This is a genomic window from Pedococcus sp. 2YAF34 (assembly GCF_052114585.1).
GTDB lineage: Bacteria > Actinomycetota > Actinomycetes > Actinomycetales > Dermatophilaceae > Pedococcus.
This window is the reverse complement of the sequence record NZ_JBFRFA010000015.1, coordinates 20,224-46,163: the sequence shown is the minus strand read 5'-3', so window position 1 is coordinate 46,163 and position 25,940 is coordinate 20,224. Positions and strand designations below refer to the sequence as shown.

At 72.0% G+C, this 25,940-nt stretch carries 23 protein-coding genes and 1 tRNA gene; 15 read left to right on the top strand and 9 right to left on the bottom strand.

The window, feature by feature from the left end; genetic code table 11:
• Window positions 1-2 precede the first annotated feature (2 nt).
• The gene (locus AB4Z02_RS10160) at window positions 3-674 is read right to left on the bottom strand and encodes a GntR family transcriptional regulator (protein WP_056883123.1); all 672 of its coding nucleotides are present in this window, start codon (window positions 672-674) and stop codon (window positions 3-5) included.
• Window positions 675-735: 61 nt separating this feature from the next.
• On the opposite strand from AB4Z02_RS10160, the gene AB4Z02_RS10155 reads away from it, so the two are divergent.
• The 5 genes from AB4Z02_RS10155 (at window position 736) to AB4Z02_RS10135 (ending at window position 5,931) form a co-directional block, all read left to right on the top strand.
• On the top strand, window positions 736-2,412 hold the full coding sequence (locus tag AB4Z02_RS10155) for an L-lactate permease (RefSeq protein ID WP_056883124.1): 1,677 nt from the start codon (window positions 736-738) through the stop codon (window positions 2,410-2,412).
• A gap of 36 nt (window positions 2,413-2,448) precedes the next feature.
• The gene (gene tmk, locus AB4Z02_RS10150) at window positions 2,449-3,066 is read left to right on the top strand and encodes a dTMP kinase (RefSeq protein ID WP_441970728.1); all 618 of its coding nucleotides are present in this window, start codon (window positions 2,449-2,451) and stop codon (window positions 3,064-3,066) included.
• Window positions 3,063-4,211, top strand: coding sequence for a DNA polymerase III subunit delta' (locus AB4Z02_RS10145; RefSeq protein ID WP_056883126.1), 1,149 nt, complete (start codon window positions 3,063-3,065; stop codon window positions 4,209-4,211). The genes tmk and AB4Z02_RS10145 overlap by 4 nt, the downstream gene beginning before the upstream one ends.
• 20 nt (window positions 4,212-4,231) lie before the next feature.
• A complete protein-coding gene (locus AB4Z02_RS10140) occupies window positions 4,232-5,788 on the top strand; it encodes an alpha/beta hydrolase (protein ID WP_056883127.1) in 1,557 nt (518 codons plus the stop codon).
• A 69-nt stretch (window positions 5,789-5,857) separates the two neighbouring features.
• Window positions 5,858-5,931, top strand: a tRNA-Thr gene (locus AB4Z02_RS10135).
• Window positions 5,932-5,985: 54 nt separating this feature from the next.
• Here AB4Z02_RS10135 and AB4Z02_RS10130 read toward each other — a convergent pair.
• Window positions 5,986-6,711: a LamG-like jellyroll fold domain-containing protein gene (locus AB4Z02_RS10130; RefSeq protein ID WP_441970726.1), complete on the bottom strand. Its 726-nt coding sequence runs from the start codon at window positions 6,709-6,711 to the stop codon at window positions 5,986-5,988.
• 264 nt (window positions 6,712-6,975) lie between these two features.
• Here AB4Z02_RS10130 and AB4Z02_RS10125 point away from each other — a divergent pair, with 264 nt between their 5' ends.
• Window positions 6,976-7,131 (top strand): hypothetical protein, encoded by a 156-nt coding sequence (locus AB4Z02_RS10125; protein ID WP_156399870.1) that lies wholly within the window; start codon window positions 6,976-6,978, stop codon window positions 7,129-7,131.
• A gap of 121 nt (window positions 7,132-7,252) precedes the next feature.
• On the opposite strand, the gene katG is transcribed toward AB4Z02_RS10125, so the two are convergent.
• From katG to AB4Z02_RS10100, 5 genes are all read right to left on the bottom strand, one after another.
• A complete protein-coding gene (gene katG / locus AB4Z02_RS10120) occupies window positions 7,253-9,532 on the bottom strand; it encodes a catalase/peroxidase HPI (protein WP_441970724.1) in 2,280 nt (759 codons plus the stop codon).
• A gap of 25 nt (window positions 9,533-9,557) precedes the next feature.
• Entirely contained in the window at window positions 9,558-9,983 is a 426-nt protein-coding gene (locus AB4Z02_RS10115; RefSeq protein WP_369818882.1) for a Fur family transcriptional regulator, read from the bottom strand.
• A gap of 96 nt (window positions 9,984-10,079) precedes the next feature.
• Window positions 10,080-10,397: a hypothetical protein gene (locus AB4Z02_RS10110; RefSeq protein WP_441970770.1), complete on the bottom strand. Its 318-nt coding sequence runs from the start codon at window positions 10,395-10,397 to the stop codon at window positions 10,080-10,082.
• 120 nt (window positions 10,398-10,517) lie between these two features.
• Entirely contained in the window at window positions 10,518-11,084 is a 567-nt protein-coding gene (locus tag AB4Z02_RS10105; protein WP_441970722.1) for an AAA family ATPase, read from the bottom strand.
• Window positions 11,063-11,677 carry a GNAT family N-acetyltransferase gene (locus AB4Z02_RS10100; protein ID WP_441970720.1) on the bottom strand — a complete coding sequence of 205 codons (615 nt, stop codon included), beginning with the start codon at window positions 11,675-11,677 and terminating at the stop codon, window positions 11,063-11,065. The genes AB4Z02_RS10105 and AB4Z02_RS10100 overlap by 22 nt, the downstream gene beginning before the upstream one ends.
• A gap of 99 nt (window positions 11,678-11,776) precedes the next feature.
• Between AB4Z02_RS10100 and AB4Z02_RS10095 the strand changes: the two genes are divergently transcribed.
• The 6 genes from AB4Z02_RS10095 to AB4Z02_RS10070 all read left to right on the top strand — a co-directional run bounded on the left by AB4Z02_RS10095 (window position 11,777) and on the right by AB4Z02_RS10070 (window position 17,987).
• Window positions 11,777-12,421, top strand: coding sequence for a class I SAM-dependent methyltransferase (locus AB4Z02_RS10095; RefSeq protein WP_441970719.1), 645 nt, complete (start codon window positions 11,777-11,779; stop codon window positions 12,419-12,421).
• Window positions 12,422-12,541: 120 nt separating this feature from the next.
• Window positions 12,542-12,889, top strand: a complete 348-nt coding sequence (locus AB4Z02_RS10090) for a cupin domain-containing protein (RefSeq protein ID WP_441970717.1) — start codon at window positions 12,542-12,544, stop codon at window positions 12,887-12,889.
• Between the two features lie 27 nt (window positions 12,890-12,916).
• Entirely contained in the window at window positions 12,917-13,849 is a 933-nt protein-coding gene (locus tag AB4Z02_RS10085) for an NAD-dependent epimerase/dehydratase family protein (protein WP_441970716.1), read from the top strand.
• Between the two features lie 89 nt (window positions 13,850-13,938).
• The gene (locus AB4Z02_RS10080; RefSeq protein WP_441970714.1) at window positions 13,939-14,379 is read left to right on the top strand and encodes a nuclear transport factor 2 family protein; all 441 of its coding nucleotides are present in this window, start codon (window positions 13,939-13,941) and stop codon (window positions 14,377-14,379) included.
• Between the two features lie 349 nt (window positions 14,380-14,728).
• Window positions 14,729-15,853 carry a hypothetical protein gene (locus tag AB4Z02_RS10075; RefSeq protein ID WP_441970712.1) on the top strand — a complete coding sequence of 375 codons (1,125 nt, stop codon included), beginning with the start codon at window positions 14,729-14,731 and terminating at the stop codon, window positions 15,851-15,853.
• A gap of 67 nt (window positions 15,854-15,920) precedes the next feature.
• Window positions 15,921-17,987, top strand: coding sequence for a fibronectin type III domain-containing protein (locus AB4Z02_RS10070; RefSeq protein ID WP_441970711.1), 2,067 nt, complete (start codon window positions 15,921-15,923; stop codon window positions 17,985-17,987).
• Between the two features lie 58 nt (window positions 17,988-18,045).
• Here AB4Z02_RS10070 and AB4Z02_RS10065 read toward each other — a convergent pair whose 3' ends face one another.
• Window positions 18,046-19,299 (bottom strand): YncE family protein, encoded by a 1,254-nt coding sequence (locus AB4Z02_RS10065; protein ID WP_441970709.1) that lies wholly within the window; start codon window positions 19,297-19,299, stop codon window positions 18,046-18,048.
• An 80-nt stretch (window positions 19,300-19,379) separates the two neighbouring features.
• A complete protein-coding gene (locus AB4Z02_RS10060) occupies window positions 19,380-20,267 on the bottom strand; it encodes a polysaccharide deacetylase family protein (RefSeq protein ID WP_441970707.1) in 888 nt (295 codons plus the stop codon).
• Between the two features lie 163 nt (window positions 20,268-20,430).
• Here AB4Z02_RS10060 and fdh point away from each other — a divergent pair, with 163 nt between their 5' ends.
• From fdh to nrfD, 3 genes are read left to right on the top strand one after another with little or no spacing between them, the layout of a single operon-like run.
• On the top strand, window positions 20,431-23,763 hold the full coding sequence (fdh, locus tag AB4Z02_RS10055) for a formate dehydrogenase (protein ID WP_441970705.1): 3,333 nt from the start codon (window positions 20,431-20,433) through the stop codon (window positions 23,761-23,763).
• Window positions 23,763-24,842, top strand: a complete 1,080-nt coding sequence (locus AB4Z02_RS10050; protein WP_441970703.1) for a 4Fe-4S dicluster domain-containing protein — start codon at window positions 23,763-23,765, stop codon at window positions 24,840-24,842. The genes fdh and AB4Z02_RS10050 overlap by 1 nt, the downstream gene beginning before the upstream one ends.
• Window positions 24,839-25,918: an NrfD/PsrC family molybdoenzyme membrane anchor subunit gene (gene nrfD, locus AB4Z02_RS10045; protein WP_441970701.1), complete on the top strand. Its 1,080-nt coding sequence runs from the start codon at window positions 24,839-24,841 to the stop codon at window positions 25,916-25,918. The genes AB4Z02_RS10050 and nrfD overlap by 4 nt, the downstream gene beginning before the upstream one ends.
• The last annotated feature ends 22 nt before the right edge of the window (window positions 25,919-25,940 follow it).

Here is a 25,940-nt window from a genome sequence, read left to right as displayed (position 1 = left end):
CCTCAGCCGGCGTCCTCGAGGTTGTCGACGGCCGCCTGCGCAGCCGCCGCGACGTGGGCGTGGGCGGCTGCCTCGGCCTCGTCGGGGTCGTGCGCCTCGATCGCATCGACGAGCCGGATGTGCTCCTGCCACGAGTGGGGTGCCCGGTGGGCCGCGCCGATGCGGAAGATCCAGTGCACGTGGAGGTACAGCGCGGCGGAGATCGAGGAGAGCCAACGGTTTCCGCTGATCTCGATCACCCGCAGGTGCAGGTCGCTGTTGAGCTGCGCGACGCGGGACAGGTCGTCCTCCTCGGTCGCCCGGCGCGCGTCGTCGAGCAGTGACCGCAGTGCCGCGACGTCCTGCGGGGTGGCGCGCTCGGCGGCCATCCGCGCCGCGACCGTCTCCAGGCTCGAGCGCACCGCGAAGAGGTCGGCCACGGTCGAGGCGTCCGGCGTCGCGACGACCGCGCCCTTGCGCGGCACCATCGTGACCAGCCCGTCGGCCTCGACCACCCGCAGGGCCTCCCGCACGGGGTTGCGCGACACCCCGAAGTCGGCCGCGAGGCGCTCCTCCGTGAGCCGCTGCCCCGGCGGGTAGTCCCCGTCCACGATCCGGCGGCGCAGCTCGGCGAGCACCTGCTCGCGCAGAGCCAGGTGCTGGCTGCCGATCGTGTGCCCCATCCCGGTGGCCATCGCCCCTCCCTCCGTCCGCGGCGGCGCGCTTGCCACGTCGTCCGTATACGAAAGACAATCTATGCCACTGTCCACGCTTTCCCTGGTAGCCGAGCCCGAGTCGCTCGCCGCCGTGCCGCCCCTGACGTGGGCCCTCGCGGTGAGCCCGGTCGTGCTGCTGCTCGCCCTCGTCCTCTGGGGGCGGTTCTCGACGATCGTCAACGCGTCGGTGACCGTGGCCTACAGCGTCGCGGTGGCCGTCCTCGCGTTCGGCGCCGGCGGGCTCACGGTGGGAGTCGGACTGGGGAAGGGCGCCTGGGTCGGCCTGTGGATCCTCTACGTGATCTGGCCGGCGCTGCTCATGCACCACCTGGCCACCCACGTGGGGATGAAGGCGCTCGGCCAGGCACTGTCGACGATGCTCCCGCGGCGCACCGAGAACGTGCTGCTCCTGGCTTGGGTGCTGCCGTCCTTCATCCAGGGGGTGTCCGGGTTCGGCACCCCGATCGCCGTCGCCGCGCCGCTGCTCGTGGCCCTCGGCATCGGCAAGGCGCGCGCCGTCGCCCTGCCCCTGGTCGGCTACCACTGGGCGGTCGGCTTCGGCTCGATGGGCTCGTCCTTCTACATGGGCGCGCTCACCGCGCACCTCGACAGCCCCGGACGTGCCGCGTATGCCGCCTCGGCGGCCGTGCTCCTCGGGGTCAACTGCGTGCTCTCGGGCGTCCTCGTGGCGCTCATGGACGGCGGGCTGGCGGGGCTGCGGAACGGGTGGCGCCTGCTGGCGACCGCAGGTCCGGTGATGGCGCTCGTGCAGGCCGGGACCGTCAGGCTCGAGCCGGGGATCGGCGCCCTCTGCGCGGGGGCGTCGGGTGTCGCGGTGGTCTTCGTGCTGCGCCGGTTCTCCGCCCGGGACGCCGCCGTCCCCGCTCGGTACGCCGCCGTCCCTGCTCGGTACGCCGCCGTTCCCACGGGTGAGGGCGCGACCGAGGAGGCCGAGGCGGAGGCGGAGTACACCCGCATGCGTGCCCGCGCCGCCGCGGTGCCCTATGCCCTGCTCGGCATCGTGGCGCTGGCCGTCTTCCTGCCGCCGCCGCTGCGTTCGTGGGCCAAGGGCCACCTGCTCATCGGCCCGTCGTTCCCGCAGACCAGCACCCACCAGGGGACCGTCAACGAGGCGGTGTCGGTCTACAACCCCATCGCCCTTCTGGGGCACCCGGGCACGTTCCTGCTCATCGCCTGTGCCGGGAGCGTGGCGGTCTGGGCCTCCCGCGGCATCTGGAAGGGCAGCGCCTGGGGCCCGGTGTGGCGCGGCGCGCTCAAGCAGGCGTGGAAGTCCTCGCCGTCGGTGGTGCTGCTCGCGTCCGTGGCAGGCGTCCTCGTCGACAGTGGCATGGTGCGCACTGTGGCGCAGGGCGCGGCGGTGGCGACGGGGAGCGCGTACCCGGCCATCGCGCCCCTCGTGGGGGCGCTGGGGTCGTTCATCACCGGCTCCACGACGAGCTCCAACGCGCTCTTCTCCTCCCTCCAGGCAGACGTCGCCCACCTCATCGGCGAGCCGCCGGCGGACCTGCTCGCCGGCCAGCTGGCCGGCGGCAACATCGGCAACTCGCTCGCCCCGGTGGTCATCCTGCTCGGCCTCAGCGCGGTGGGGGCGGCGCGGCGTACGGGTGAGGTGCTCCGGATGACGCTCGCGCCGGCGGTCGTGCTCCTGCTCTCGGCGGTGGGCTGCACCTGCCTGCTGGTGGCCATCCACCACTGACACCGGCTGACAGGGGGCTGGCCTAGGCTCACCTGCGTGACCGACGGACTCTTCATCGCCTTCGAGGGTGGCGACGGCGCCGGCAAGTCCACCCAGGTGACCCTGCTCCGCGAGGCGCTGGAGGCTGCGGGTCGCACGGTGACGGTGACTCGACAGCCGGGGGGCACCGAGCTCGGCCACCAGATCCGCGACCTCGTGCTCCACGGCGCCCACGTCGCGCCGCGCGCCGAGGCCCTGCTCTTCGCCGCCGACAAGGCCCACCACGTCGACCAGCTGATCCGTCCCGCGCTCGACCGCGGCGAGGTCGTGCTCACCGACCGCTACACCGACTCCTCCGTGGCCTACCAGGGCGCCGGACGCGACCTCGGCGCCCAGGAGATCCACGACCTCAACATGTGGGCCGTCGACGACCTCGTGCCCGACCTCACCGTGGTCGTCGACGTCTCCGCACAGGAGGGCCGGCGCCGACGTGGCGAGGTGCACGACCGCCTCGAGGCCGAGGAGGACGCCTTCCACGAGGCCATCCGCGCCCACTACCTCGCCATGGCCCAGGGCAACCCGGAGCGCTACCTCGTCGTCGACGGCACCCTCCCGCCCGCGGACGTCCACGCCGCGGTCGCCGAGCGGCTGCGCTCGATGGGGGTCCTCCCGTGACCGTCTGGCGGGACGTCATCGGCCAGGACACCGCGGTCGCCACGCTGCAGCGAGCCGTCTCCGACCCGGCCTCGATGACCCATGCCTGGCTGCTGACCGGGCCGCCGGGCTCGGGGCGTTCGGTGGCTGCGCGCGCGTTCGCCGCCGCCCTCCAGTGCCCCGACGGTGGCTGTGGTGAGTGCCGCGAGTGCCGCACCGCCCTGGACGGCACGCACGCCGACGTCGACGTGGTGGCCACGGAGGGCCTGTCCATCAAGGTGTCGGTCATCCGCGACCTCGTGCAGCTCGCCGCGCTGCGACCCTCGGTGGGGAAGTGGCGCATCATCATCGTCGAGGATGCCGACCGCCTCACGGCGTTCTCCGACGCGCCCGCCAATGCGCTGCTCAAGGCGCTCGAGGAGCCGACGCCCCGCACGGTGTGGATCCTGTGCGCCCCTTCGCTCGAGGACATCATCATCACGATCCGCTCCCGCTCGCGGCACGTCCGGCTGCGCACGCCTCCCGTCGAGGCGGTGGCCGACCTCCTGCACCGTCGCGACGGGGTCGAGATGCCCATGGCCATGTATGCCGCGCGCGCGGCGCAGAGCCATGTGGGCCTCGCCCGGCGGCTGGCACGCGACGAGGGCGCGCGCATCCGGCGCCGCGACGTCGTCGCGCTCACCGGCAAGATCCACGGGGTCGGCGACGCCGTCGGTGCCGCTGCCGACCTGGTCTCCATCGCCGACGAGGAGTCGTCGGCCGCGGCGACGGAGCGCGACGTCGCCGAGCGGCAGCGCCTGATGGAGCTGCTGGGGGCCGACCCGACGGCTCGCACCCAGCCGCCCCACATCCGCAGCCAGCTCTCGAGCCTGGAGAAGGAGCAGAAGGCCCGCGCCACCCGGCACTCCCGTGACGTGCTCGACCGCTCGCTCGTCGACCTGCTCTCGGTCTACCGCGACGCCCTGGTCGTGCACAGCGGCGCCGCCCTCGGGCTGGTCAACCAGGACAGCATGCGCGAGGTGCAGGCGCTCGCCCGGTCGATGAGCCCCGAGCAGCTCCTCGGTGCGATGGACGCCATCGGGACGGCTCGCGAGCGGATCGGCCTCAACGTCGCGCCGCTGCTGGCGCTCGAGGCCATGGCGATCTCGCTGCGCGTGCCCCGCTGAGCCGGGATAGCGTTCAGGACATGACTCCTCGAGCACGGGTGCTGCTGGCGGCGGCCATGGTCACGACCGTCGGCCTGTCAGGGTGCTCGGTGCTCGACGGGGGTGGTTCCTCGTCGTCCGCGCCCACGACCGCCTCGACCGCGGCCCGGAAGCCGCCGCCCGGGTCGGAGGCGCTCGCGTCCTTCTACGGGCAGCGCCTCGCGTGGGAGAAGTGCCAGATCGGGGAGTGTGCCGGCCTCAAGGTGCCGCTCGACTACGCCAAGCCCGACGGCGGCTCCATCACCATCCAGGTCCTGCGGATGCGGGCGACCAAGCCGAAGCAGCGGATCGGCTCGCTCGTGGTCAACCCCGGCGGCCCGGGCGGCTCGGGCGTCGACTACGCGAGGGCGGCCGACTTCATCGTCGGCAAGCCCGTGCGCCAGCGGTTCGACATCGTCGGGTTCGACCCGCGCGGGGTGCAGCGCTCCCAGCCGGTCGACTGCCTGCCCGACCGGGAGATGGACGCGTTCCTCGGCCAGGACCCCACCCCCGACGACACCGCGGAGGAGGACGCATTCGCCGCCTCGGGCAAGGCGTTCGCTCAGGGCTGCCTGCAGCGCACGGGCGCGCTGACCAGCCACCTGTCCACCGTCGACGCCGCGCGCGACATGGACGTCCTGCGGTCGGCGCTCGGCGACGAGAAGCTCAACTACCTCGGCAAGTCCTACGGCACCTACCTCGGCGCGACGTACGCCGACCTGTTCCCCAAGCTCGTCGGCCGGTTCGTGCTCGACGGGGTCCTGCCGCCCGACCTGACCTCCGCCGAGGTCTCCAAGGGGCAGGCCGAGGGCTTCGAGCGGGCGACCCGGGCCTGGGCCGCCGACTGCGTCGACCAGGGCGACTGCCCGCTCGGCGGGTCGGTCGACGAGGTCATGTCGGGCATGCGCGACCTGCTGGGGCGCCTCGACCAGCAGCCGGTCCCCATGAAGGACGGCAAGCTCAACCAGCTCACCGAGGGATGGGCGGCCACCGGCATCGCCCAGGCGATGTACGACCAGGGCTCCTGGGGTGCGCTCACCGACGCCCTCGCCGCGGTGGTGCGCAACGACGACGGCACCGAGCTGATGAAGATCGCCGACCAATACGCCGAGCGCAACCAGAACGGCAGCTACGCCGGCAACCTGCTCGAGGCGTTCTACGCCATCTCCTGCCTCGACAACCCCGACAGCCCCGACCCCAAGGTGTACGAGCAGCGGGCCAAGGACAACGCCACCGTCGCCCCCACGTGGGGACCGTTCCTGGCGTGGGGCTCGATGGTGTGCGGGCAGTGGCCGGTCAAGGCCGCCGAGGGTGGGGGAGCGCCGCACACGGTCTCCGCGGCCGGCAGCGGGCCCATCGTCGTGGTCGGGACGACTCGCGACCCGGCGACGCCGTACGAGTGGTCGGTGCGCCTGCGCAAGCAGCTGTCCAACGCGTCCCTGCTGACGTTCGACGGCGACGGCCACACGGCCTACGCCCGCTCCAACAAGTGCATCGACAACGCCATCAACGACTACTACACCGACGCCAAGGTGCCCAAGGACGGCACGAAGTGCTGAGTGGCCGGAGGCCGGTTCGGAGTTTGACGCCCCGATACGTATACTCATCGTCCGTGCCTCCGGGCACCTGCCGCCTTAGCTCAGTCGGCCAGAGCGATTCACTCGTAATGAATAGGTCATCGGTTCGATTCCGATAGGCGGCTCGGACAACGCCCCCCAGGCAACTGGGGGGCGTTTCTGCTGCTCTGGACCACGAGTCACCCGATCTGGATGGTGATCTCGTCAGCCAGGCCCCTGAAGTAGTGGCTGTTGTTGGGCTTGCCACCGATCGTGAGGTCGACCGTGTTGGCGATGCTGGTGACGGTCCTCTTCAGCGCCGGCCCCCGCACGGAGTCGACCGACGCGTACACCGTGTCGGTCGTGAGGTGGCACTCCACGAGGTGCCACTTCCCGTCGTTGATGGCCTTGGGCCCGTAGACCCTCTGCTTGCCCCCGGGGTAGTTGAACGCACAGTCGGGGTAACCGAACTTGGACGAGGACGACTTCCCGGCGATCTCCAGCTTGTAGGCGCCGCCGGTGGCAGTGGCCTGCCCCTTCTCCAGGACGTTGTAGTCCCCGGACTTCAGGTCGGCGGGGACCTGGAGGTAGGCCGAGATCGTCAACGGTGCCCGTCCGGGGTTGAGGGCGCCGGTCGGGTCCGGCACCCGCACGATCGAGCCGCTGCCGGAGAACCCGTAGGCGCTGCCGAGCACACCCGGCAACCCCACCCTCACACCGGACGAGATCGTGCCATCGTGCCCGCCGCCGGACGAGTCCACCATCGTCGTCGAGCCGGCGGACTCATCGAGGTGCCACATCGCGGTGACGCCGGGGGAGGCGAAGGCTGGGGCTGTCGCCAACCCCACGAGCGCCAGCACCCCGGTGGCAGCTCCGACCGACCGCGAGACTCGGCGGCTACCCCGCGAACGACCTGAGTCAGCCATCGTGAACCTCCGTCGCGACGGCTCGTGGGGCAGGCAGAGCCTGCGAGCGCGTCCTCGAGAACGTGTGTACCGGCGCAGGACGCTACCGAACCCGCGGGCAGAACCAGAGCGCCGAAGTCATGACCAGGGCCTGCGCCAATTGGTGGAGCGGTGCATACGGCGCCAAAAGGGCCAGCCCGCGGTGCTGCATGCGGTCGATCCCCTCAGCCGTTCGGCGACGACGGCTTCAACCTTCGGCCGGATGATCGACGGTCCGGGCCGCCCGTGCTGATCGGGCTCCTCGGCCGACGCACCATGGTCGTCATGGACGACGTGAAGAAGGCCGCCACGACCGCCACGGTGCTCTCCGAGGCGCAGAGGGCAGAGCTGCTCCGGCTGGTCAGCGGCTGGCGACTGGTGGGGGACCCCCAGGACGAGTAGTCGCCCGCCCCTTCGCCGGCACCACCGGCAGAAGGCGAAGGGCCCCCGCGACCGAGGTCGCGGGGGCCCTTCACCTGAGTGGCGCGGTGGGGGTCGGCAGGCTGCCTGGCCCCCACCGGGCTCAGGCGAGGTCGAAGCGGTCGAGCTCCATCACCTTGGTCCAGGCGGCGACGAAGTCGCGCACGAACTTCTCCTTGGCGTCGCTGCTGGCGTACACCTCCGAGAGGGCCCGCAGCTGGGAGTTGGACCCGAAGATGAGGTCGGTCGCGGTGGCGGTCCACTTCAGGTCGCCTGAGCCGGCGTCGAGGATGTCGTAGACGTTCTCCTCGGACTTCGAGGCCCTCCACTGCGCACCGGGGGCGAGCAGGTTGGCGAAGAAGTCGTTGGACAGGACGCCCGGACGGTCGGTGAGGACGCCGTGCGGGAGGCCGTCGACGTTGGCACCGAGGACCCGGAGGCCGCCGACGAGGACGGTCATCTCCGGCGGGGTGAGGTCGAGCATGTAGGCACGGTCCACGAGCAGGACCTCCGGCTGCTGCTTCTCGCCGGCCCGCAGGTAGTTGCGGAAGCCGTCGGCCCGGGGCTCGAGCACCCGGAAGGAGTCGACATCGGTCTGCTCCTGCGAGGCGTCCGTGCGACCCGGGTGGAAGGGCACCGTGACCTCGACGCCGGCGTCGGCCGCTGCCTTCTCCACTGCTGCGGAGCCCGCGAGCACGATGAGGTCGGCCAGGGAGACCTGCGCCCCGCCCCTGCCGTTGAACTCGGTGCGGAGCTGCTCGAGCGTGTCGAGGACGCGCGAGAGCTGCTCGGGCTGGTTGACCGCCCAGCTGCGCTGTGGCTCGAGCCGGATGCGCGCACCGTTGGCGCCCCCCCGCTTGTCGGTGGAGCGGAACGACGCGGCCGAGGCCCACGCGGTCGAGACGAGCTCGGCCGGGGTCAGGCCGGAGTCGAGGACGGCGGCCTTGAGCGCGGCGACGTCGGCGTCACCGACGAGCTCACCCTCGAGGGCCGGCACCGGGTCCTGCCACAGCTGGACCTCGGGCACCCAGGGGCCGAGGTAGCGCGAGACGGGGCCCATGTCGCGGTGCAGGAGCTTGTACCAGGCCTTGGCGAACGCCAGCCGGAACTCCTCGGGGTTCTCCAGGAACCGGCGCGAGATCTTCTCGTAGGCCGGGTCGACGCGCAGCGCGAGGTCGGAGGTGAGCATCGTCGGGCGGTGCTTCCTCGACGGGTCGTGCGCGTCGGGGATGATCTCGTCGTCGGTCTTGGCGACCCACTGCTTGGCGCCGGCGGGGCTCTCGGTGAGCTCCCACTCGTAGCCGAAGAGGATCTCGAAGTACCGGTTGCTCCACTGCGTCGGGACGTCGGTCCAGGTGACCTCGAGGCCGGAGGTGATCGCGTCGCCACCCTTGCCGGAGTTGAACGAGCTCTTCCAGCCCAGGCCCTGCTCCTCCAGGGGAGCGCCCTCCGGCTCGGGGCCGACGAGGTCGGGGTTGCCCGCGCCGTGCGTCTTGCCGAAGGTGTGGCCACCGGCGATGAGGGCGACGGTCTCCTCGTCGTTCATCGCCATGCGGCCGAAGGTCTCGCGGATGTCCCGGGCCGAGGCCAGCGGGTCGGGGTTACCGTTCGGGCCCTCAGGGTTGACGTAGATGAGCCCCATCTGGACCGCGCCGAACACCTCGTCCAGCTCGCGGTCACCGGAGTAGCGCTCGTCGCCGAGCCAGGTGTCCTCGGGGCCCCAGAAGATCTCCTCGGGCTCCCACACGTCCTCGCGGCCGAAGCCGAAGCCGAAGGTCTCGAAGCCCATGTCCTCGAGGGCGACGTTGCCGGCGAGCACGAGCAGGTCGGCCCACGAGATCTTCTGCCCGTACTTCTGCTTGACCGGCCACAGCAGGCGACGGGCCTTGTCGAGGTTGGCGTTGTCGGGCCAGCTGTTGAGGGGCGCGAACCGCTGGCCACCGTCGCCGGCGCCACCGCGGCCGTCGAAGATGCGGTAGGTGCCGGCGGAGTGCCAGCTCATGCGGATCATCAGGCCGCCGTAGTGGCCGAAGTCGGCCGGCCACCAGTCCTGCGAGGTGTGGAGCACGTCGACGATGTCGGCCTTGACCGCGTCGAGGTCGAGCTCGGCGAACTCGGCGGCATAGTCGAAGTCCTGGCCGAGCGGGTTGCTGCGGGGTGAGTTGGAGCGCAGCGGCGACAGGTCGAGCGAGTTCGGCCACCAGTCCTTCAGCGTGCGCGGACGGCCACCCGTCTTCGGGGTGGGCGAGGAGATGGCGGGGTTCTCGCTCTCGGTGCCCTGCGCGGTTGCGGAGTCGTGCATGACCGGGCAGCCGCCCTCGGCCTTGCGGTCCACCCCCTGCGGGCTGTCCGGGGTGGTGCTCGTGTCGTGGCTGTCGGTCATCGGTGCTTCCTTCCGGTTTGCGGTGTCACTTGGATGAGGCGGCCGAGCAGTCGGGGCAGGTGCCCCAGTAGACGACCTCCGCCTCGTCGACCACGAAGCCGTGGTCGTGCGAGGCGGTGAGGCAGGGGGCGTCGCCGACGGCGCAGTCGACGTCGGCGATGCTGCCGCAGGATCGGCAGACCAGGTGGTGGTGGTTGTCTCCGACCCGCGCCTCGTACCGCGCGGTGGCGCCGGTGGGCTGGATGCGGCGGGCGAGCCCGGCGTCGGTCAGGGCACGCAGCACGTCGTACACGGCCTGGTGGGAGACCGCGCCGTGCTCGGCGCGGACGTGCTCGATGACCCCGTCGGTGTCGATGTGGGGGTGCTCGCGCAGGACCGCGAGCACCGCGAGCCGGGGGCGGGTGACACGCAAGGACGCCTCCTGCAGCGCCTTCGCGAGATCCGTCGTCACGCCGCCCACCCTAGCCCTCATCTGGAACTGGTCAAGATTGTGGACGCGACTCGGCGAGCGGGCGACGGATCGCACGCTCGCCGAGGTGGGTCGGCTTCAGCCGTGTGTGACGGGAGTCGCGTGAACGTGCACCAAGCCGGCGTGGTCAGCCAGCTCGAGCAGCCACACGACGGCGATCGAGCCCATGAAGACGGCGAGCAGCACCTCGGCTGCGCCAGCCTCCGCGAACGCCAGGGCGACCAGCCCCAGCGCCAGGGACACGATCGACGCGCCCGTCTCGACGGTTCCCATCCTGTCGTGCGCGTTGCCCGTCCTCAGGACGAGGAACGCGACGGCACCGAGGATGAGGCCGACTGCGGACATCCCGCGGGCGTCCTTGACGAACCACACGTCGTTGTTCATCAGGAAGGCCACGTAGGGGATACCGATAGCCGCAACCAGAACTGTCGCAACATAATCGCGAAGCGTGAGTCTCATGACGCACCTCCTTCCGCATCCCCCACGATGCCACCGGGTGGGCGGTGTCACCAGGGCCTAACGTCCCCCCGGGTCGACCTCTCCGGGCAGCGCGCGCAGGAGGGCGGCATACGTCTCCTCCACCGCGCCGTACTCGCTGCGGACGACGACGGCACGCGGCCGGTGCTCCACGGCCTCGAGCAGGAGCTCGTACATCTCGGCGAGGAACCGCGGGCCGCCCTGGTCGGCCACCAGCCGGCGGTTGTGCCGCCCCCAGGGGCTGTCGTCCTCGCGCCGGTCGAAGCGCTCGAGCGACCCGGCCCGGTCGTCGAGCAGGACGACCTCGACGAACTCGGCCCCCTCGTCCACGGCTGCCTGCTCGAACGCCTCGATCGCGGCGCGGCGCCCGAGGAACTGGGGGAGGACGACGTCGCGGCCACCACGCAGGTGCGTGGCCGCCATCGACAGGGCGACCGGCCGCAGCACCTCGTGGGTGTGGTTGGCCGGGTCGCGCCACCCCCCCACGAGCTGGTGCAGCGTGTCGATGTCGAGGTTGAGCGTGCCGGGGTGGCGGTGTGTGTAGAGGGCCGCCAACGTGGACTTCCCGATGCCCGGGGGCCCGTTCAGGTGGAGGAGTCGCGGCACCCGCCCGACGCTACCCGTCGCCGCATGACCCAGCGCCACTTGGCGATACGGCGGTCGCGCTCGAAGCCCAGCTCCTCGAACAGGCTCTCCGGCCCCGTGTGCAGGTAGCTGCCGCGCTGCGGCTCGCGTCCCTCGACCTGCTCGGGATAGGCCTCCACGAGCCCGCCACCCGCGTCCTCGATCGCGGCGAGGGCGGCGGTCACCGCGGACCTCGCCACGCCCTGGCGCTGGTGGCCGCGGCCGGTGAACAGGCACCCGATGCGCCAGTCCGGCAGCTCGTCCAGCTCCGCCTCGTAGGCCCTGGGGTTCTTGATGTTCGGCAGCTCCGCGGGCGAGCCGTACTGGCACCAGCCGACGCAGTCGTCGCCGTCGTAGACCAGGACCTGGTGGACCGTGCCGCGCCGCACGTGGGCCTGCTTGGCGTCGCGGTTGCCCGCGGCCGTGTGCCCGCTGCCCACGCCCTCGGGGTGGAAGCCCATGCACCAGCCGCCGCCCCAGACGCCGTTGTTGGCCTCCACCAGCCCAGCGAAGTCGGGCCACGTCTCCTCCGTGAGCGGCCTTGTCCTGTATGTGGACTCGCCTGCGTCGCTCACGTGCCTGCACCCCCTGCGCCGGTGTCCCTCGAGCGATTGTCGCGCGACCTCGGTCGCGGTGTCACGCCTCGAGGCGCCCCATGCGCGAGACTTCCCGGCGTGACCACCTCCCAGGACGAGCCCGCGGTCCGGTCGGCGTGCGACGAGGTCGCCGGCACCTACGCCGACCACTTCCGCTCGACCGAGCCGGAGCTGCCCGTCGAGCTGGCGATGGTGGAGCACTTCGCCTCCCTCGTCGGCGGCGGCAGGAGGGTGCTCGACGCCGGGTGTGGGGCGGGCCGCATGATGCCCGTCCTCGCCGGCCACGGCTGCCGCGTCGAGGGCGTGGACCTGTCACCCGAGATGGTGCGGCGCAGCCGTCGCGACCACGCTGCCTACCCGGCGCAGGTGGCCTCGCTCGCCGACCTGCCCTTCCCCGACGACTGCTTCGACGGGGTCTTCTCCTGGTACTCGACGATCCACACCCCCGATGCAGACCTCCCGGTCGTCCTGCATGAGCTGCGCCGCGTGCTGAGGCCCGGCGGGCTGCTGCTGGCCGCGTTCCAGTCCGGTCACGGCGTGCGCGACGTCTCCGGGAGCTACCGCAGCCACGGGCACGACGTCGTGCTGCACCGTTGGAACCGCACCCCGGACGAGATGGCGCAGGCTCTCGCCGTGGCAGGGATGGTCGAGGTGGCCCGCCTCGAGCGGGCTGCCGCCGCCCACGAACGGGACGCCCAGGCGGTCCTGGTCGCCCGCGCCTGACAGCGGCCCCGGAGCCGTCCGTGCCATACGCACCCTGGCGGTTGCCCGTGGGGCGACGATGGGGGGGAGGCCGCACGACCACCCGGCGCGCGGCGCGGAACCGGTCGGGGAGGAGCACCCATGGGTGAGGAGCAGGGGCACGCGCACGGGGCCAGGGGAGTCGCGGTCGAGCTGCTGGCGACGGTCGACCTCGGCCCGGAGATCGAGGGCCTGGAGGGTTACCAGCTGCGGATGCGCAGGGTGACCATCGAGCCCGGCGGCGTCTTCGGGCCGGTGCACGACCACCGGGGTCGGCCGGGCACGGTCTTCGTCCTGCAGGGGACGATCACCGACCACCGCGACGGGGCCAGCACGGAGTACGGACCGGGGCCGGGCTGGCCGGAGGACCGGGAGACCACCCACTGGCTGGAGAACCGGGGAGCCGTCGCCGCGGTCGAGGTCTCGGTGGACATCGTCCGCAAGGAGTGACGCGCCGGCGGCAGCTATCGTCGCCGGATGCGAGTAGTGGTCATCGGCGGCACCGGTCACATCGGCACCTACCTGGTCCCCGGCCTCGTCGAGGCGGGGCACGAGGTGGCCGTCGTCAGCAGGGGGTCGCGGCGTCCGTACCGCGAGGACCCTCGCTGGCACGACGTCGAGATGGTGGTCTGCGACCGCGAGGCGGCCGAGGCCGACGGGCGGTTCGGGGCGGCGGTCGCGGCCCTGCGGCCGGAGGGCGTGGTCGACCTCACCTGCTTCACCCCCGCCCAGGCGAAGCAGCTGGTCGAGGCCCTGGACGGCCAGCACGTCGTGCAGACCGGGAGCGTCTGGTCCTACGGACCCAGCGAGGTCGTGCCGACCGGCGAGGACGCACCCAAGCGCCCCTACGGCGAGTACGGCGTGGGCAAGCTGGCCGTCGAGGAGTACCTCATGGAGCAGACCCGCGTCCGTGCGAGCGTCGTGCACCCGGGCCACATCAGCGGCCCGGGCTGGATGCCGATCGGGCCGGCCGGCAACCTCGACCCCGCTGTGCTCGACGCGCTGCGCGCGGACGGCTCCTGCCTGCTGCCCGACCGCGGCCTGGAGACGGTGCAGCACGCGCACGCCGAGGACGTCGCCGACCTGCACCATGCCTGCCTCGAGCAGCCCGAGTCAGCAGTGGGCGAGAGCTTCAACAGCGTCTGCACGCAGGCGCTCACCCTGCGCGGCTACGCCGAGCTGGTCGCCCGCCACTTCGGCCACGAGCCGCGGCTCGAGTTCGCGCCGTGGGCGGAGTTCGCCGAGAGGGCCGGACCCGAGGCAGCCGGCGCGACGCTCGAGCACATCGGCCGCTCACCGCACTTCTCGATGGACAAGGCCCGGGACCTGCTCGGCTTCACGCCGAAGCACGGTGTCACCGAGACCGTGCTGGAGGCCATCGACGCCTGGGTGGTCGCCGAACGGAGCTGACGCGCCCGGGGCTGACCGCCGGGAAGGGCCATGGACGGCGTCGGCGTCGGGCGAGCACACTGGCTGGGTCCACGACCGGAGGTGCAGCCATGGCCCGGGCAACGGTGCAGGAACTCTTCCGGCAGGCGATGGCGCACGACGACGCGGCTGCGATGCGCGAGGGGCTCGAGCGCATGCTCGGGCTGGCGGACGGCAGCGGCCTCAGCCCCGACGAGGAGTACCGGCTGAGGTCGTCCGAGTTCGTCATGGAGATGCCGCAGTCGGGTGAGCGGATCCGCGGACGTGACGCCATGCGGGCCATGCAGGCGGCGTTCCCCACACCCCCGATGTCGGTGCGGATCCGCCGCGTGGCAGGCGTGGGACGCCTCTGGGTGATGGAGGGCGAGCTCGACTACGGGCAGGGCCCGTGGCGCAACATCGTGGTCTTCGAGCTCGACGACGACGCGCTGATCGCCCGCGAGACCCGCTACTACGCCGAGAGGTCCGACCCGCCGGCCTGGCGCTCCGCCTGGGTCGAGCCGCTGGACTGAGGAACGCACGCGTGCGGTCCCGTCGACGCTGGTGAGGCTGCTCCCCAAGGACAGGCGGCCACCCACGTGGACCGCGGTGCGGACCCGTTGCGCGGCATGTGTCCCCATACCGGTGGCGTAGGAGCCTGCGCCAGCCGGTGCGTACGCACGGAAGCACCGGCAAACGCGCTCGACCTGCGGAGCCTGGCCTCAACCGTTCGTCATATCCGCTGCTCGATGACGGAGGTAGGACATACCACCGTTGGTGGAGGGCAGCCCGACGCCGGGGGCCTAGATTCCGGGGAAACCGGCCATGCATGCGTGCCGGTCCCCGACGGGGGTGTCGGGGGAAGGTGCTCGGGAGGTCCGCATGAACACTCGTCCTGCTGCCGCTGTCGCGGTGGGTGCAGCCCTGGCTCTCGTGGCGGCGACGCCGGCCCTGGCTGCCGTGAGCCCGTCACCCGCCCCGTCGTCAACGGCCACGGGTCCGGTCTACAACTCGGTCCAGGCCGGGACACGCCTCTACATCGGGGGCAGCTTCACCAAGGTCGACAGTGCCGCGGCGGCGGGGCTGGCCGCCCTCAACGCCACCACCGGCGTGCGCGACCCCGCGTTCAAGGCCGACGTGGTCGGGAAGGTCTACGCCCTCGCCACCGACGGCAGCACGATCTTCCTCGGCGGCTCGTTCACCAGCGTCGGCGGCGTGGCCCGGACCAACCTCGCGGCCGTCAGCCCGTCCGGGCAGGTCGTGAGCAGCTTCCACCCCAGCGTCTCGTCGACCGTCGAGTCCCTCGACTACACGAACGGCACGCTGTACATCGGCGGCGCCTTCTCCACGGTCAACGGCACCAAGCGGCCGAAGCTCGCGGCCCTCGACCCCACCACCGGCGCGGTCGTCCAGTCCTTCAACCCCAAGCCGAACGGCCTGGTCCACGTCGTCAAGGCGAGCGGCAGCCAGGTCTACGTCGGCGGCAGGTTCACCAGCATCGGCGGGGCCGGCCGCAGCTACGTCGCGCTGCTCGACGCCTCGGGCGCGGTCCAGCCCTACGACCCCAAGCTCGCCTTCGACTCCCAGGTCTTCGACATCGCGACGTCGGCCACCGGCGTCTACCTCGGCACCGGGGGACACCTGCCGGCGGGCAACTCGGTCTACGGCACGACACCGGGCAGCGGCGCCCAGCGGTGGCAGGTCAAGACCGACGGCAACGTCCAGTCCGTCGAGGCCCAGGGCAGCGACATCTACGGCGCCGGCCACTTCAACAACACCTGCCTGCCGAGCTCCACCGCCTCCACCGGGTGCCTCATCGACTTCTCCGCCCGCAAGACCGTGGTCGTCGACGACGGCACCGGCGTGGCCCGGGCGTTCGCCACCTTCAACTCCGCCTTCGGGGTCTGGGACCTCACGACCGCCGGCGGCAACCTCTACGCCCTGGGTGAGTTCACCAAGGTCAACAACACGAACCAGCCGGGGATCGCCCGGTTCCCGATTCCGTAGGCCGGGCAGCCCGGTACCCCACCACCACGATCGCGAGGTCGACATGGGAAGACAAGCACGCCGCACCGTGCTCCGCTGGGTCCTCGTGCCCGTCCTGGCCCTGGGCGGCGCGCTCGCGGCCACGGCGCCGGCCCGGGCCGACGTGACCGCCGCCCCGGCGCGCACGTGGGGAGTCGGGCCGGCCACCACGACCTCGGCGAGCAAAGGGGTCCCGAGGGTCCTGGCGATCCTGCCCGTGGGCGACCGGGTGTTCGTCGGCGGCACGTTCTCCAGCGTCATCGACCCCTCGGGGGTGTCCTACCCGGTCAAGAACCTCGCGGTCTTCTCCGCCACCACGGGTGCAGCCGACCTGGCGTTCGCCGGCGGCACCAACAACACCGTCACCTCCCTCGCCACGGACGGCTCCGGCGCGCTCTACGTGGGCGGCACGTTCGGCACCGTCAACGGTGCCACCCGCAAGGGCCTCGCGGCGCTCTCGACCTCGACCGGTGCCCTGCTCCCGTGGAGCCCGTCGGTGGTGGCTCCGGGCCAGGTCGACGCGCTCGCGTACTCCGGCGGCTCGGTCTACGCGGGCGGCAACTTCACCGCGCTCACCGACGGTGGGACGCAGTCCGCGCCCTACGCCGCCAAGGTCGGCGGAGTGGACGGTGCCGTGGACTCGGCGTGGGCGGCGGCCCCGAACGACCGCGTGCGGGCCCTCAACGTCGCGGCGGGGGGCACCCCGCGGCTGTTCCTCGGTGGCGACTTCACGTCGGTCTCGGGGCGGTCCTCGACCAACAAGCTCGCCGCGGTGTCGCTGCTCGGCGGTGTGGTGGACACCGTCTTCCGTGCCGGCCCGACCAACCAGGGCTCGTACGCCCCGATCTTCGACGTGACCTCCGACGGCACCAGCGTCTACACCGCGACCGCCGGCTCGGGCGGTGCCTGCGCCGCCCTCGACATCGGCTCGGGTGCGCTGCGCTGGAGCGCCCACAGCAACGGCAACATGCAGGGCGTGCGGCTCTTCGGCGGCAAGCTCTACTGCGCTGGGCACTACGGCGGGACGGGCTCGTTCATGGGCCAGACCCGCAACAAGCTGGCCGCGGTCGACCCCGCCACCGGGGCGCTGGCGGCGTTCGCCCCGAGCATCAACAGCTCGCAGGGGCCGTGGGCGCTGGCTGCCGACGCGAAGCGGCTCTACCTCGGGGGCGACTTCAGCAAGGTCGCCAGGGTGGCCCAGCCCCACTTCGCCATGTGGCTCGACAGCGCCGCGACCGGTGTCCCGCAGCCGCCGACCCGCGTCGTCGCAGCCCCCGGCAACGCCGTGGTGCACCTGTCGTGGGCCGTCCCCTCGAGCGACGGCGGCTCCGGGCTGCAGAAGTACAAGGTCTACCGCAGCACCAGCCCCGGTGGGCAGAACCTCTCGAGGTCGCCGCTCGTGACGCTGTCCAAGACCACCCGGACGTTCGACGACACCGCTGTCGTCAACGGCACGACCTACTACTACGTCGTGCAGGCGACGAACGCGCTGGGCGGCAGCGCCGCCTCCGCCGAGGTGTCCGCGCGCCCGAGCGGCACGGTCCAGGTCGTGCCGCCGGGACCGCCGACCTCCGTGGCGGCGACCAGCGCCCCGGGCGACAACCACCTGCAGTGGAACCCGCCGGCCACGGACGGCGGCGCCCCCGTCACCGCCTACCAGGTCCTGCGCGGGACGACCCCCGGTGGAGAGGGGGCCACCCCGGTCGCCGAGGTGGGCACCACGGCGTACGACGACAGCAGCGACGTCGTGGTGGGCACGACCTACTACTACGTGGTCCGCGCGGTGAACACCGCCGGGCCGGGCAGCGCCTCGGCCGAGGTGTCGGCCACCCTGGCCCCGGGCACCCCCGGCCCGCCGACGCTCACGGCGACCGTCGTCTCCGGGCCCTCGGTCCAGCTCCAGTGGACCGTGCCGACCACGGGCGGGTCGCCCATCACCAAGTACACGGTGCTGCGCGACGGCGTCCGCGTCATCTCCCTGACGGCCACGCCGTCCGGCCCGACGACCTGGACGGACGTGCGCCCGGTGAGCGGGGTGCACGAGTACCAGGTGCGGGCGGCGAACGCCTACGGCAACGGGCAGCTCTCCAAGAAGGTCACCGTCACCGTGCCCTAGCCTCGTCGCGACCGCGCCCTGACGCCGCGGGCGCGTCGTGGAGGAGTCCTGGCCGGGGTCAGCGCATGTTGCCGGTGTGGCCGAGGCTCATCGTGCCCGGCTGCGGCCAGACGCACAGGCCGTGCGGGCCGGCGTCGACGTGGATCTTGTGGGTCACCTTGCCGGTCGCGGTGTCGAAGACGTAGACCTCGCGGTCGTAGCGACCGGCGAGCCAGAGCTCGGCGCCGTCGGCGGTGACGCCCCCCATGTCCGGTGAGCCGCCGCCCGGGATCTTCCACAGGGCCGTGGTCGCGAGCGTGGACGAGTCGAGCACGGTGATGCTGCCTGCGTCGCGGTTGGAGACGTAGACCTGGCGGCTGTCCCTGGAGGGGTAGAGCCCGTGGGCGCCCAGCGCGGTGTGGATGAACCGCGCCACCTTGAGGGTGTGGGCGTCGATGACCCAGACGCCGTTGCGCAGCATGTCGGCGACGAGGAACCGCTTGCCGTCGGGGGTCAGCCGCACGTCCTGGGGCATCGAGCTGGCTCCTGGAAGCAGCCCGTTCTTGGGGCTCCCCGGCATCGCCATCGCCTCGCCGGGCGACGTGGCTCCAGGGGTGTGGACGCGGTTGAGGTCGACGACCTTGCGCACCTTGGTGACGGACGCGTCGATGACCATCAGCTTGCCGCTGAACTCGCAGCTCGCCACGAGGAATGACATGTCGGCGGAGAAGTCGGCGTGGTTGATCCCGGCGCAGGGCACGTGGAGCGAGCGCTGCAGCTTCATGGTGCGGGCGTCGCGGACGTCGATGCGGCGCATGCGCTCCGCCATGACGAGGGCGTGCTTGCCGTCGGGGGTGAAGTAGAGGTTGTACGGGTCCTCGACGGGGACGGGGCGCCCGGCCTTGCCGGTGACGGGGTCGATGGGCGTCAGGCTGTTGCCGAGGTCTGCGTTGACCCACAACGTCTTCATGTCCCACGACGGCACCACGTGCTGGGGCTCACGGCCGGTGTGGAACCGTCCGACGACCTTGTAGGTGTGCGGGTCGATCAGCTGGACGGTGTCGCTCAGGGTGTTGGGGACGTAGACCATCTGCCGTGCGCGCCGGGCGGTCGGGCTGAGGGCGCCGGCTCCTGCGGCCGCATAGACGTTGCTCGCCGACCCCGAGGTCGCGGTGCTGGCGTCGGCCGCGTCGTGGTTGGTGGCGCCGGCGCTGGTGCTGCTCCCGGACCGGGCGTGGGTCGGCGTCGTCGAGGGGCCGTCGCCGGACGTGCCGGCGCACCCCGCCGCGGCAGTGCCCACGACCAGCGCGGTGGCCAGGGCGCGCAGGGCCACCCCTCGGTGCGTCCCAGGGCGGCGGGTGCGAGTCGGTACGGGTCGGACCGCACGCGTGCTGGTCGCGCTCGAGGAAGGCATCACGGCTCCTGCAGGAGGGTCGAGAGGGTCGAGGGCCGTAGCCCCTTGGCGTGCAGCCCCGCGAGGATCCCGGGCAGCGCGTCGACGGTGCCCTGGTGGCCGAAGTGCAGGCTGACGACCGACCCCGGCCGCACCGCGGCCAGCGTGCGGGTTCGGACCGCGTGCGCCCCGGGGTCCAGGAAGTCCTCTGGGTCCACGTCGTAGGACACACAACGGTGGTACCCGGCTGCGGCGGCAGCAGCCCGGATGGTCGGGGTGCTGTGCTGGGTGCCCGAGGGCCGGAACCACCAGCCGGCAGTGCCCACGGCCGCCTTGAGCGCCCGCGCGCCGCGCTCGGCCTCGTCGACCGCCTGGGACCGCGACAGCTGCTTCATCTGCTGGTGGCTCCAGGTGTGGTTGCCCAGCTCGTGCCCGGCCGCCACGACCGCCCGGCCGACGTGCGGGTACTGCTGCAGCCAGGTGCCGACCGCGAAGACGGTGACCTCGGCCTCGGCGCTGGCGCAGGCGGCAAGGATGTCGCGGGCCATCGACTCGGGCCCCTGGCCGTGGAAGGTGAGGGCGACCTGGTCGCCGGTCCTGGGGCCGTGCGTGATGTCAGGACCGGGGGTCAGCGCGATGCGCGGCGGGCCCTTGGTCGTGGCCGTCGACGCACTCGAGGTTGTCGCCCGGGCGGGAGAGGTCGGCGAGGTCGTTGCCGCGCCCGGCGTGGGCTGCGCTCCCGCGGTGGACGCCTTGACGGCACCAGCGCCGCGGTCCGAGCCCGTCGCGCAGCCCGCCAGCGCGGCGCCGGAGATGCCCGTCAGGCCGATCGCCAGGACGGCACGTCGGCCGACGACCGGGCGGCCCGGCTCCGTACCGGGATCTGGGCGGTCTGGGGGCTGTTCCACGGGGCGCCATGCTACGACCACCGACCGAGAGGTTCCTGAGGACATGGCGGGAAGCGCCCGAGCCAAAGCCGCAGGTGGCGACGGGGCAGTCCGTGACATCTGTGACGTGCCGCCCCCGACCGGATGTGGCAAGGTCGGAGCAGGTTCGACTCGAGGAGGAGCGATGGACGCGAAACGGACGTTCCTGTCATGGCCGGTTCTGCGGCAGGTGGCAAGTGGTGACTTCCTCGGCCGGGGACCGGCCGTCACGTCCCAGCGCACACGCGACCTCGAGCCCCGCACCTCGACCGCCGACCGCGTCGTCCAGAGCGTCTGCCCCTACTGCGCCGTCGGCTGCGGCCAGAAGGTGTTCGTCAAGGACGAGAAGGTCGTGCAGATCGAGGGCGACCCCGACTCCCCGATCTCCCGCGGCCGCCTGTGCCCGAAGGGCTCGGCGAGCGAGCAGCTGGTCAACAGCCCGGGACGCCAGACCAAGGTCCTCTACCGGCGTCCCCATGCCACCGACTGGGAGCCGCTCGACCGCGACACCGCGGTCGACATGATCGCCGACCGCTTCGTCGAGAGCCGGCGTCGAACCTGGCAGGACCACGACGAGCACGGCCGTCCGCTGCGCCGGACCATGGGCATCGCCTCGCTCGGTGGCGCCACGCTGGACAACGAGGAGAACTACCTCATCAAGAAGCTGTTCACCGCGGCCGGCGCCATACAGATCGAGAACCAAGCCCGTATTTGACACTCCTCCACGGTCCCCAGTCTGGGGTCCTCGTTCGGACGTGGCGGCGCGACGCAGTACGTGCAGGACCTGGCGAATGCCGACTGCATCGTCATCCAGGGCTCCAACATGGCCGAGTGCCACCCGGTGGCCTACCAGTGGGTGACGGAGGCGCGGCTTCGCGGAGCCAAGGTCATCCACATCGACCCGCGGTTCACGCGCACCTCGGCCACGGCGGACAAGCACGTCCCGATCCGCGCCGGTAGCGACGTGGTGTTCCTCGGCGCCCTGATCAACCACATCCTCGCCAACGAGCTGTACTTCAAGGAGTACGTCGTCGCGTTCACCAACGCGGCGACGATGGTGAGCGAGGACTACCAGGACACCGAGGACCTCGACGGCCTGTTCTCCGGCTACGACGACAAGCTCAACAACTACGACCCGTCGAGCTGGGCGTACGCCACCGAAGGGGAGGGGCCCAACGCCTCACCCGGCACCATCGGCGGTCCTGCGGCCGGTCACGAGCACGGCCACAGCAGGTCCGAGCGCTCGGCGGGTGACGAGCACGGCTCCGGTGGCCCGGCCCTCGAGCACGCCATGGTCAAGCGCGACGAGACCCTGCAGGACCCGCACACGGTCTTCCAGATCCTCAAGCGCCACTACGCCCGCTACACCCCCGAGATGGTGTCCGAGGTGTGCGGCATCTCGGTGGACGACTTCCACTACGTGGCCAGGGCCGTGACGGAGAACAGCGGCCGCGACCGGACCTCGGCGTTCGTCTACGCGGTGGGCTGGACCCAGCACACCCTGGGCGCGCAGTTCATCCGCACGGCCGCGATCATCCAGCTCCTGCTGGGCAACATGGGCCGCCCGGGCGGCGGGATCATGGCGCTGCGGGGCCACGCCAGCATCCAGGGTTCCACCGACATCCCGACGCTCTACAACATCCTCCCCGGCTACCTCGCCATGCCGATGGTCGGCGACCACGACACGTGGGACGACTACGTCAGCGCCATCGGCAACAAGCAGCAGAAGGGCTTCTGGGCCAACGCCGACGCGTATGCCGTGAGCCTGCTGAAGGCGTGGTGGGGGGACGCGGCGACCAAGGAGAACGACTGGGCCTTCGACTACCTGCCGCGCCTGAGCGGGGCTCACGGGACCTACCAGACGACCATGGCCATGAAGGACGGCCAGGTCGAGGGCTACTTCCTGCTGGGGCAGAACCCGGCCGTGGGCTCGGCCCACGCGAAGATGCAGCGGCTCGCCCTCGCCGAGCTGAAGTGGCTCGTCGTCCGGGACCTGCAGATGATCGAGTCGGCGACGTTCTGGAAGGACGCGCCCGAGATCGCCACCGGCGAGCTGTCGACGGAGAAGATCGGCACCGAGGTGTTCTTCCTGCCCCCGGCCTCGCATGTCGAGAAGGCGGGCACGTTCACCCAGACCCAGCGGCTGCTGCAGTGGCGGCACAAGGCGGTCAACCCGCCGGGCGACTGCCAGAGCGAGCTGGAGTTCTTCTTCGAGCTGGGCAAGCGGATCCGCGCCAGGCTGGCCGACTCCGACGACCCGCGCGACCGTCCGCTGCTCGACCTCACCTGGGACTACCCGCTCGACGACGAGGGGGAGATCAGCAGCGAGGCCGTCCTGCAGGAGATCAACGGACGCCACCTGAGCGGTGACAAGGCCGGTGAGCTGGCCGGCATGTACACCGAGCTCAAGGCTGACGGGTCGACGAGCTCGGGCTGCTGGATCTACTCCGGCGTCTACGCCGGCGGGGTCAACCGGTCTGCCAACCGCAAGCCCGGCCGCGAGCAGGGCCCGACCGCGCAGGAGTGGGGCTGGGCCTGGCCCGACAACCGGCGGATCCTCTACAACCGCGCCTCGGCCGACCCCGAGGGCAAGCCGTGGAGCGAGCGGAAGAAGTACGTGTGGTGGGACGAGGAGCAGCAGCAGTGGACCGGGATCGACACCCCGGACTTCGTCAAGACCAAGGCGCCGTCCTACCGGCCGGAGCCGGGTACCGGTGGCCCCGACGGCCTGGCCGGTGACGACCCGTTCGTCATGATGGCCGACGGCAAGGGCTGGCTCTTCGCGCCGAAGGGCATGCTCGACGGCCCCCTGCCGACGCACTACGAGCCGCAGGAGTCCCCGGTCCAGAACCCGCTCTACGGGCAGCAGTCCAACCCCGCGCGCAGGGTCTTCCCGCGCAAGGACAACCTGTGGAGCCCGTCGGGCAACGCGCCCGGCGCCGAGGTCTACCCCTTCGTGTTCACCACTTACCGGCTCACCGAGCACCACACGGCCGGCGGCATGAGCCGTTGGCTGCCCTACCTGTCCGAGCTGCAGCCCGAGTTCTTCTGCGAGGTCTCGCCGGAGCTCGCCGCGGAGCGGGGCCTGGCCAACGGCGGGTGGGCGACGATCGTCTCGGCGCGGTCCGCGGTCGAGGCACGGGTCCTCGTCACCGAGCGCATGACCCCGCTGGTCATCGGCGGCCGGACGATCCACCAGGTCGGCCTGCCCTACCACTGGGGCGTCGGCCGGGACGCCGTCGTCTCTGGCGACGCCGCCAACGACCTGCTCGGCATCGCCCTCGACCCCAACGTCCAGATCCAGGAGTCCAAGGCAGGGTCGTGCGACATCGTCCCCGGCCGACGGCCCCAGGGCGAGGCGCTGCTGCGGCTGGTGGAGGAGTACCAGTCGCGCGCAGGGGTCACGGTCGAGACCAGCAACCAGCTGCGCACCACCACTGCCGGCGCGTCCGGCTCGTCGAAGGAGGCGGACGCCTGATGGGCTTCTGGCAGCACCAGCTCGCGGGGCCGACAGACCCGTCGCACGACGCGGCCTGGGAGGAGCCCGAGCCCCGCAAGGGGTTCTTCACCGACACTTCGATCTGCATCGGATGCAAGGCCTGCGAGGTCGCGTGCAAGGAGTGGAACGCGATCCCGGAGGACGGCCTGTCGCTGACCGGCAACTCCTACGACAACACCGGCTCGCTGGGGGCGAGCACGTGGCGGCACGTGGCATTCATCGAGCAGACAGCTGACCGGGTGGAGGAGGCGCGGGCCTCGGGTCGCCGCCTCGTCGACCTCGGTATGCCGGCGTTGCGGCCGCCGGACGCGCCGCAGGGCTCGCCGTCCGCTGCCTCCGGCACGGCACCGGCCGGGCTCGAGGGCGTCGTCCCGACCGCGGTCGCCGACGACGGCTCGCTCGACGCGATGGCGGCTGCCGCCCGGACCGCCCAAGCGACGGGCACGCTGCCGGACTTCCGGTGGCTGATGGCCTCCGACGTCTGCAAGCACTGCACCCACGCCGGCTGCCTCGACGTCTGCCCGACGGGTGCGCTGTTCCGCACCGAGCACGGCACCGTCGTCGTGCAGCCGGACGTGTGCAACGGCTGCGGCTACTGCGTGGCGGCCTGCCCGTTCGGCGTCATCGAGCGTCGCGAGGACGAGCGCGACGACAAGCGTGGAGGGGGAGTGGTCAGCAACGTCGGCGTCGCCCAGAAGTGCACGCTCTGCTACGACCGGCTCGGCCACGACCAGACGCCGGCGTGCGCGCAGGCCTGCCCGACCACCTCGATCAAGTTCGGGACACTCGCCGAGATGCTCGACACCGCACGGGACCGGGTCGAGGTGCTTCACGACAACGGCTTCACCGAGGCGCGCCTCTACGGCGCCAACGCCGATGACGGGGTGGGGGGCACCGGCTCGGTCTTCCTGCTGCTCGACGAGCCGGAGGTCTACGGCCTCCCGCCGGACCCGCGGGTCCCGACGGCCGACCTGCCCGACATGTTCCGCAAGGCCGGCATCGCCGCGGTGGCGATGTTCGGCATGGCCGTGGCTGCATTCGCTGGGAGGCGCCGGTGACCACCAACCCGTTCGACGCGGACCGACCCCCGGAGGTCCCGCGCGGCCAGCGCCGGCGCGACGGTGGCAAGGCTGACGGCGGCGGCCGGCGTCGCCGTGACGAGTCGGTCCTCGTGCCCGACGCCGAGTTCACGAGCTACTACGGCCACAACGTCGTCAAGCCGGCGCCGTGGGGCCACGAGATCGCCGCCTACCTCTTCCTCGGTGGCCTGGCCGGCGGGTCCGGGCTGGTCGGGGCGGGCGGCGCCGTGTCCGGCCGCCCGGCCCTGCGCCGCGTCGGCCGCTTCGGTGCCCTGGCTTCGGTGGTCCTCGGCGGGGCCGCCCTGGCCAAGGACCTCGGCCGGCCCGAGCGCGCGCTCAACATGCTGCGCGTCGCCAAGGTGACCTCGCCCATGTCGGTCGGCTCGTGGATCCTCACCGGGTTCGGCGCCTTCGCGGGCGCCGCCGCTGCGACCGAGATCGCGGGGGCGGTGCTGCCCCGCGGGTCATGGCTCGCGCGCCTCGCCCGGGGCGTCGACCCCCTCGCCACGGCAGGCTCGACGGCGTTCTCCATGCCGCTCGCGGCCTACACCGCGGTGCTCCTGGCCGACACGACCACCCCGACGTGGCGCGAGTCCTACAAGGAGCTGCCGTTCGTCTTCGTGGGCTCGGCCAACGCGGCGGCAGCCGGTCTCGCGCTGCTCGCGACGCCGGCCGACCAGAACGGACCGGCGCGCCGGCTGGCCACCATCGGGGCCGCGGTCGAGCTGGGCGCCTCCGAGCTCATGGAGCGCCGGATGCACCCGGTCGTGGCCGAGCCGCTGCACGAGGGGCGCCCCGGGCAGATGCTCAAGGCGGCCAAGCTGCTCACGGCCGGGGGTGCCGTCAGCGCAGCCCTGTTCGGTCGCAACCGCACCGTCGCCGGGCTCAGCGGGCTCGCGCTGATGGCGGGTTCGGTCCTGACACGGTTCGGCGTGTTCGAGGCGGGTATGGAGTCCGCGAAGGACCCGCGCTACACCGTCACCCCCCAGAAGGAACGCCTGGAGGAGCGGCGCCGCCGCGGCCAGACCCACGACTCGATCACGACGGGCCGCTGACCGGCGGCTCGCGGAGGGGCCC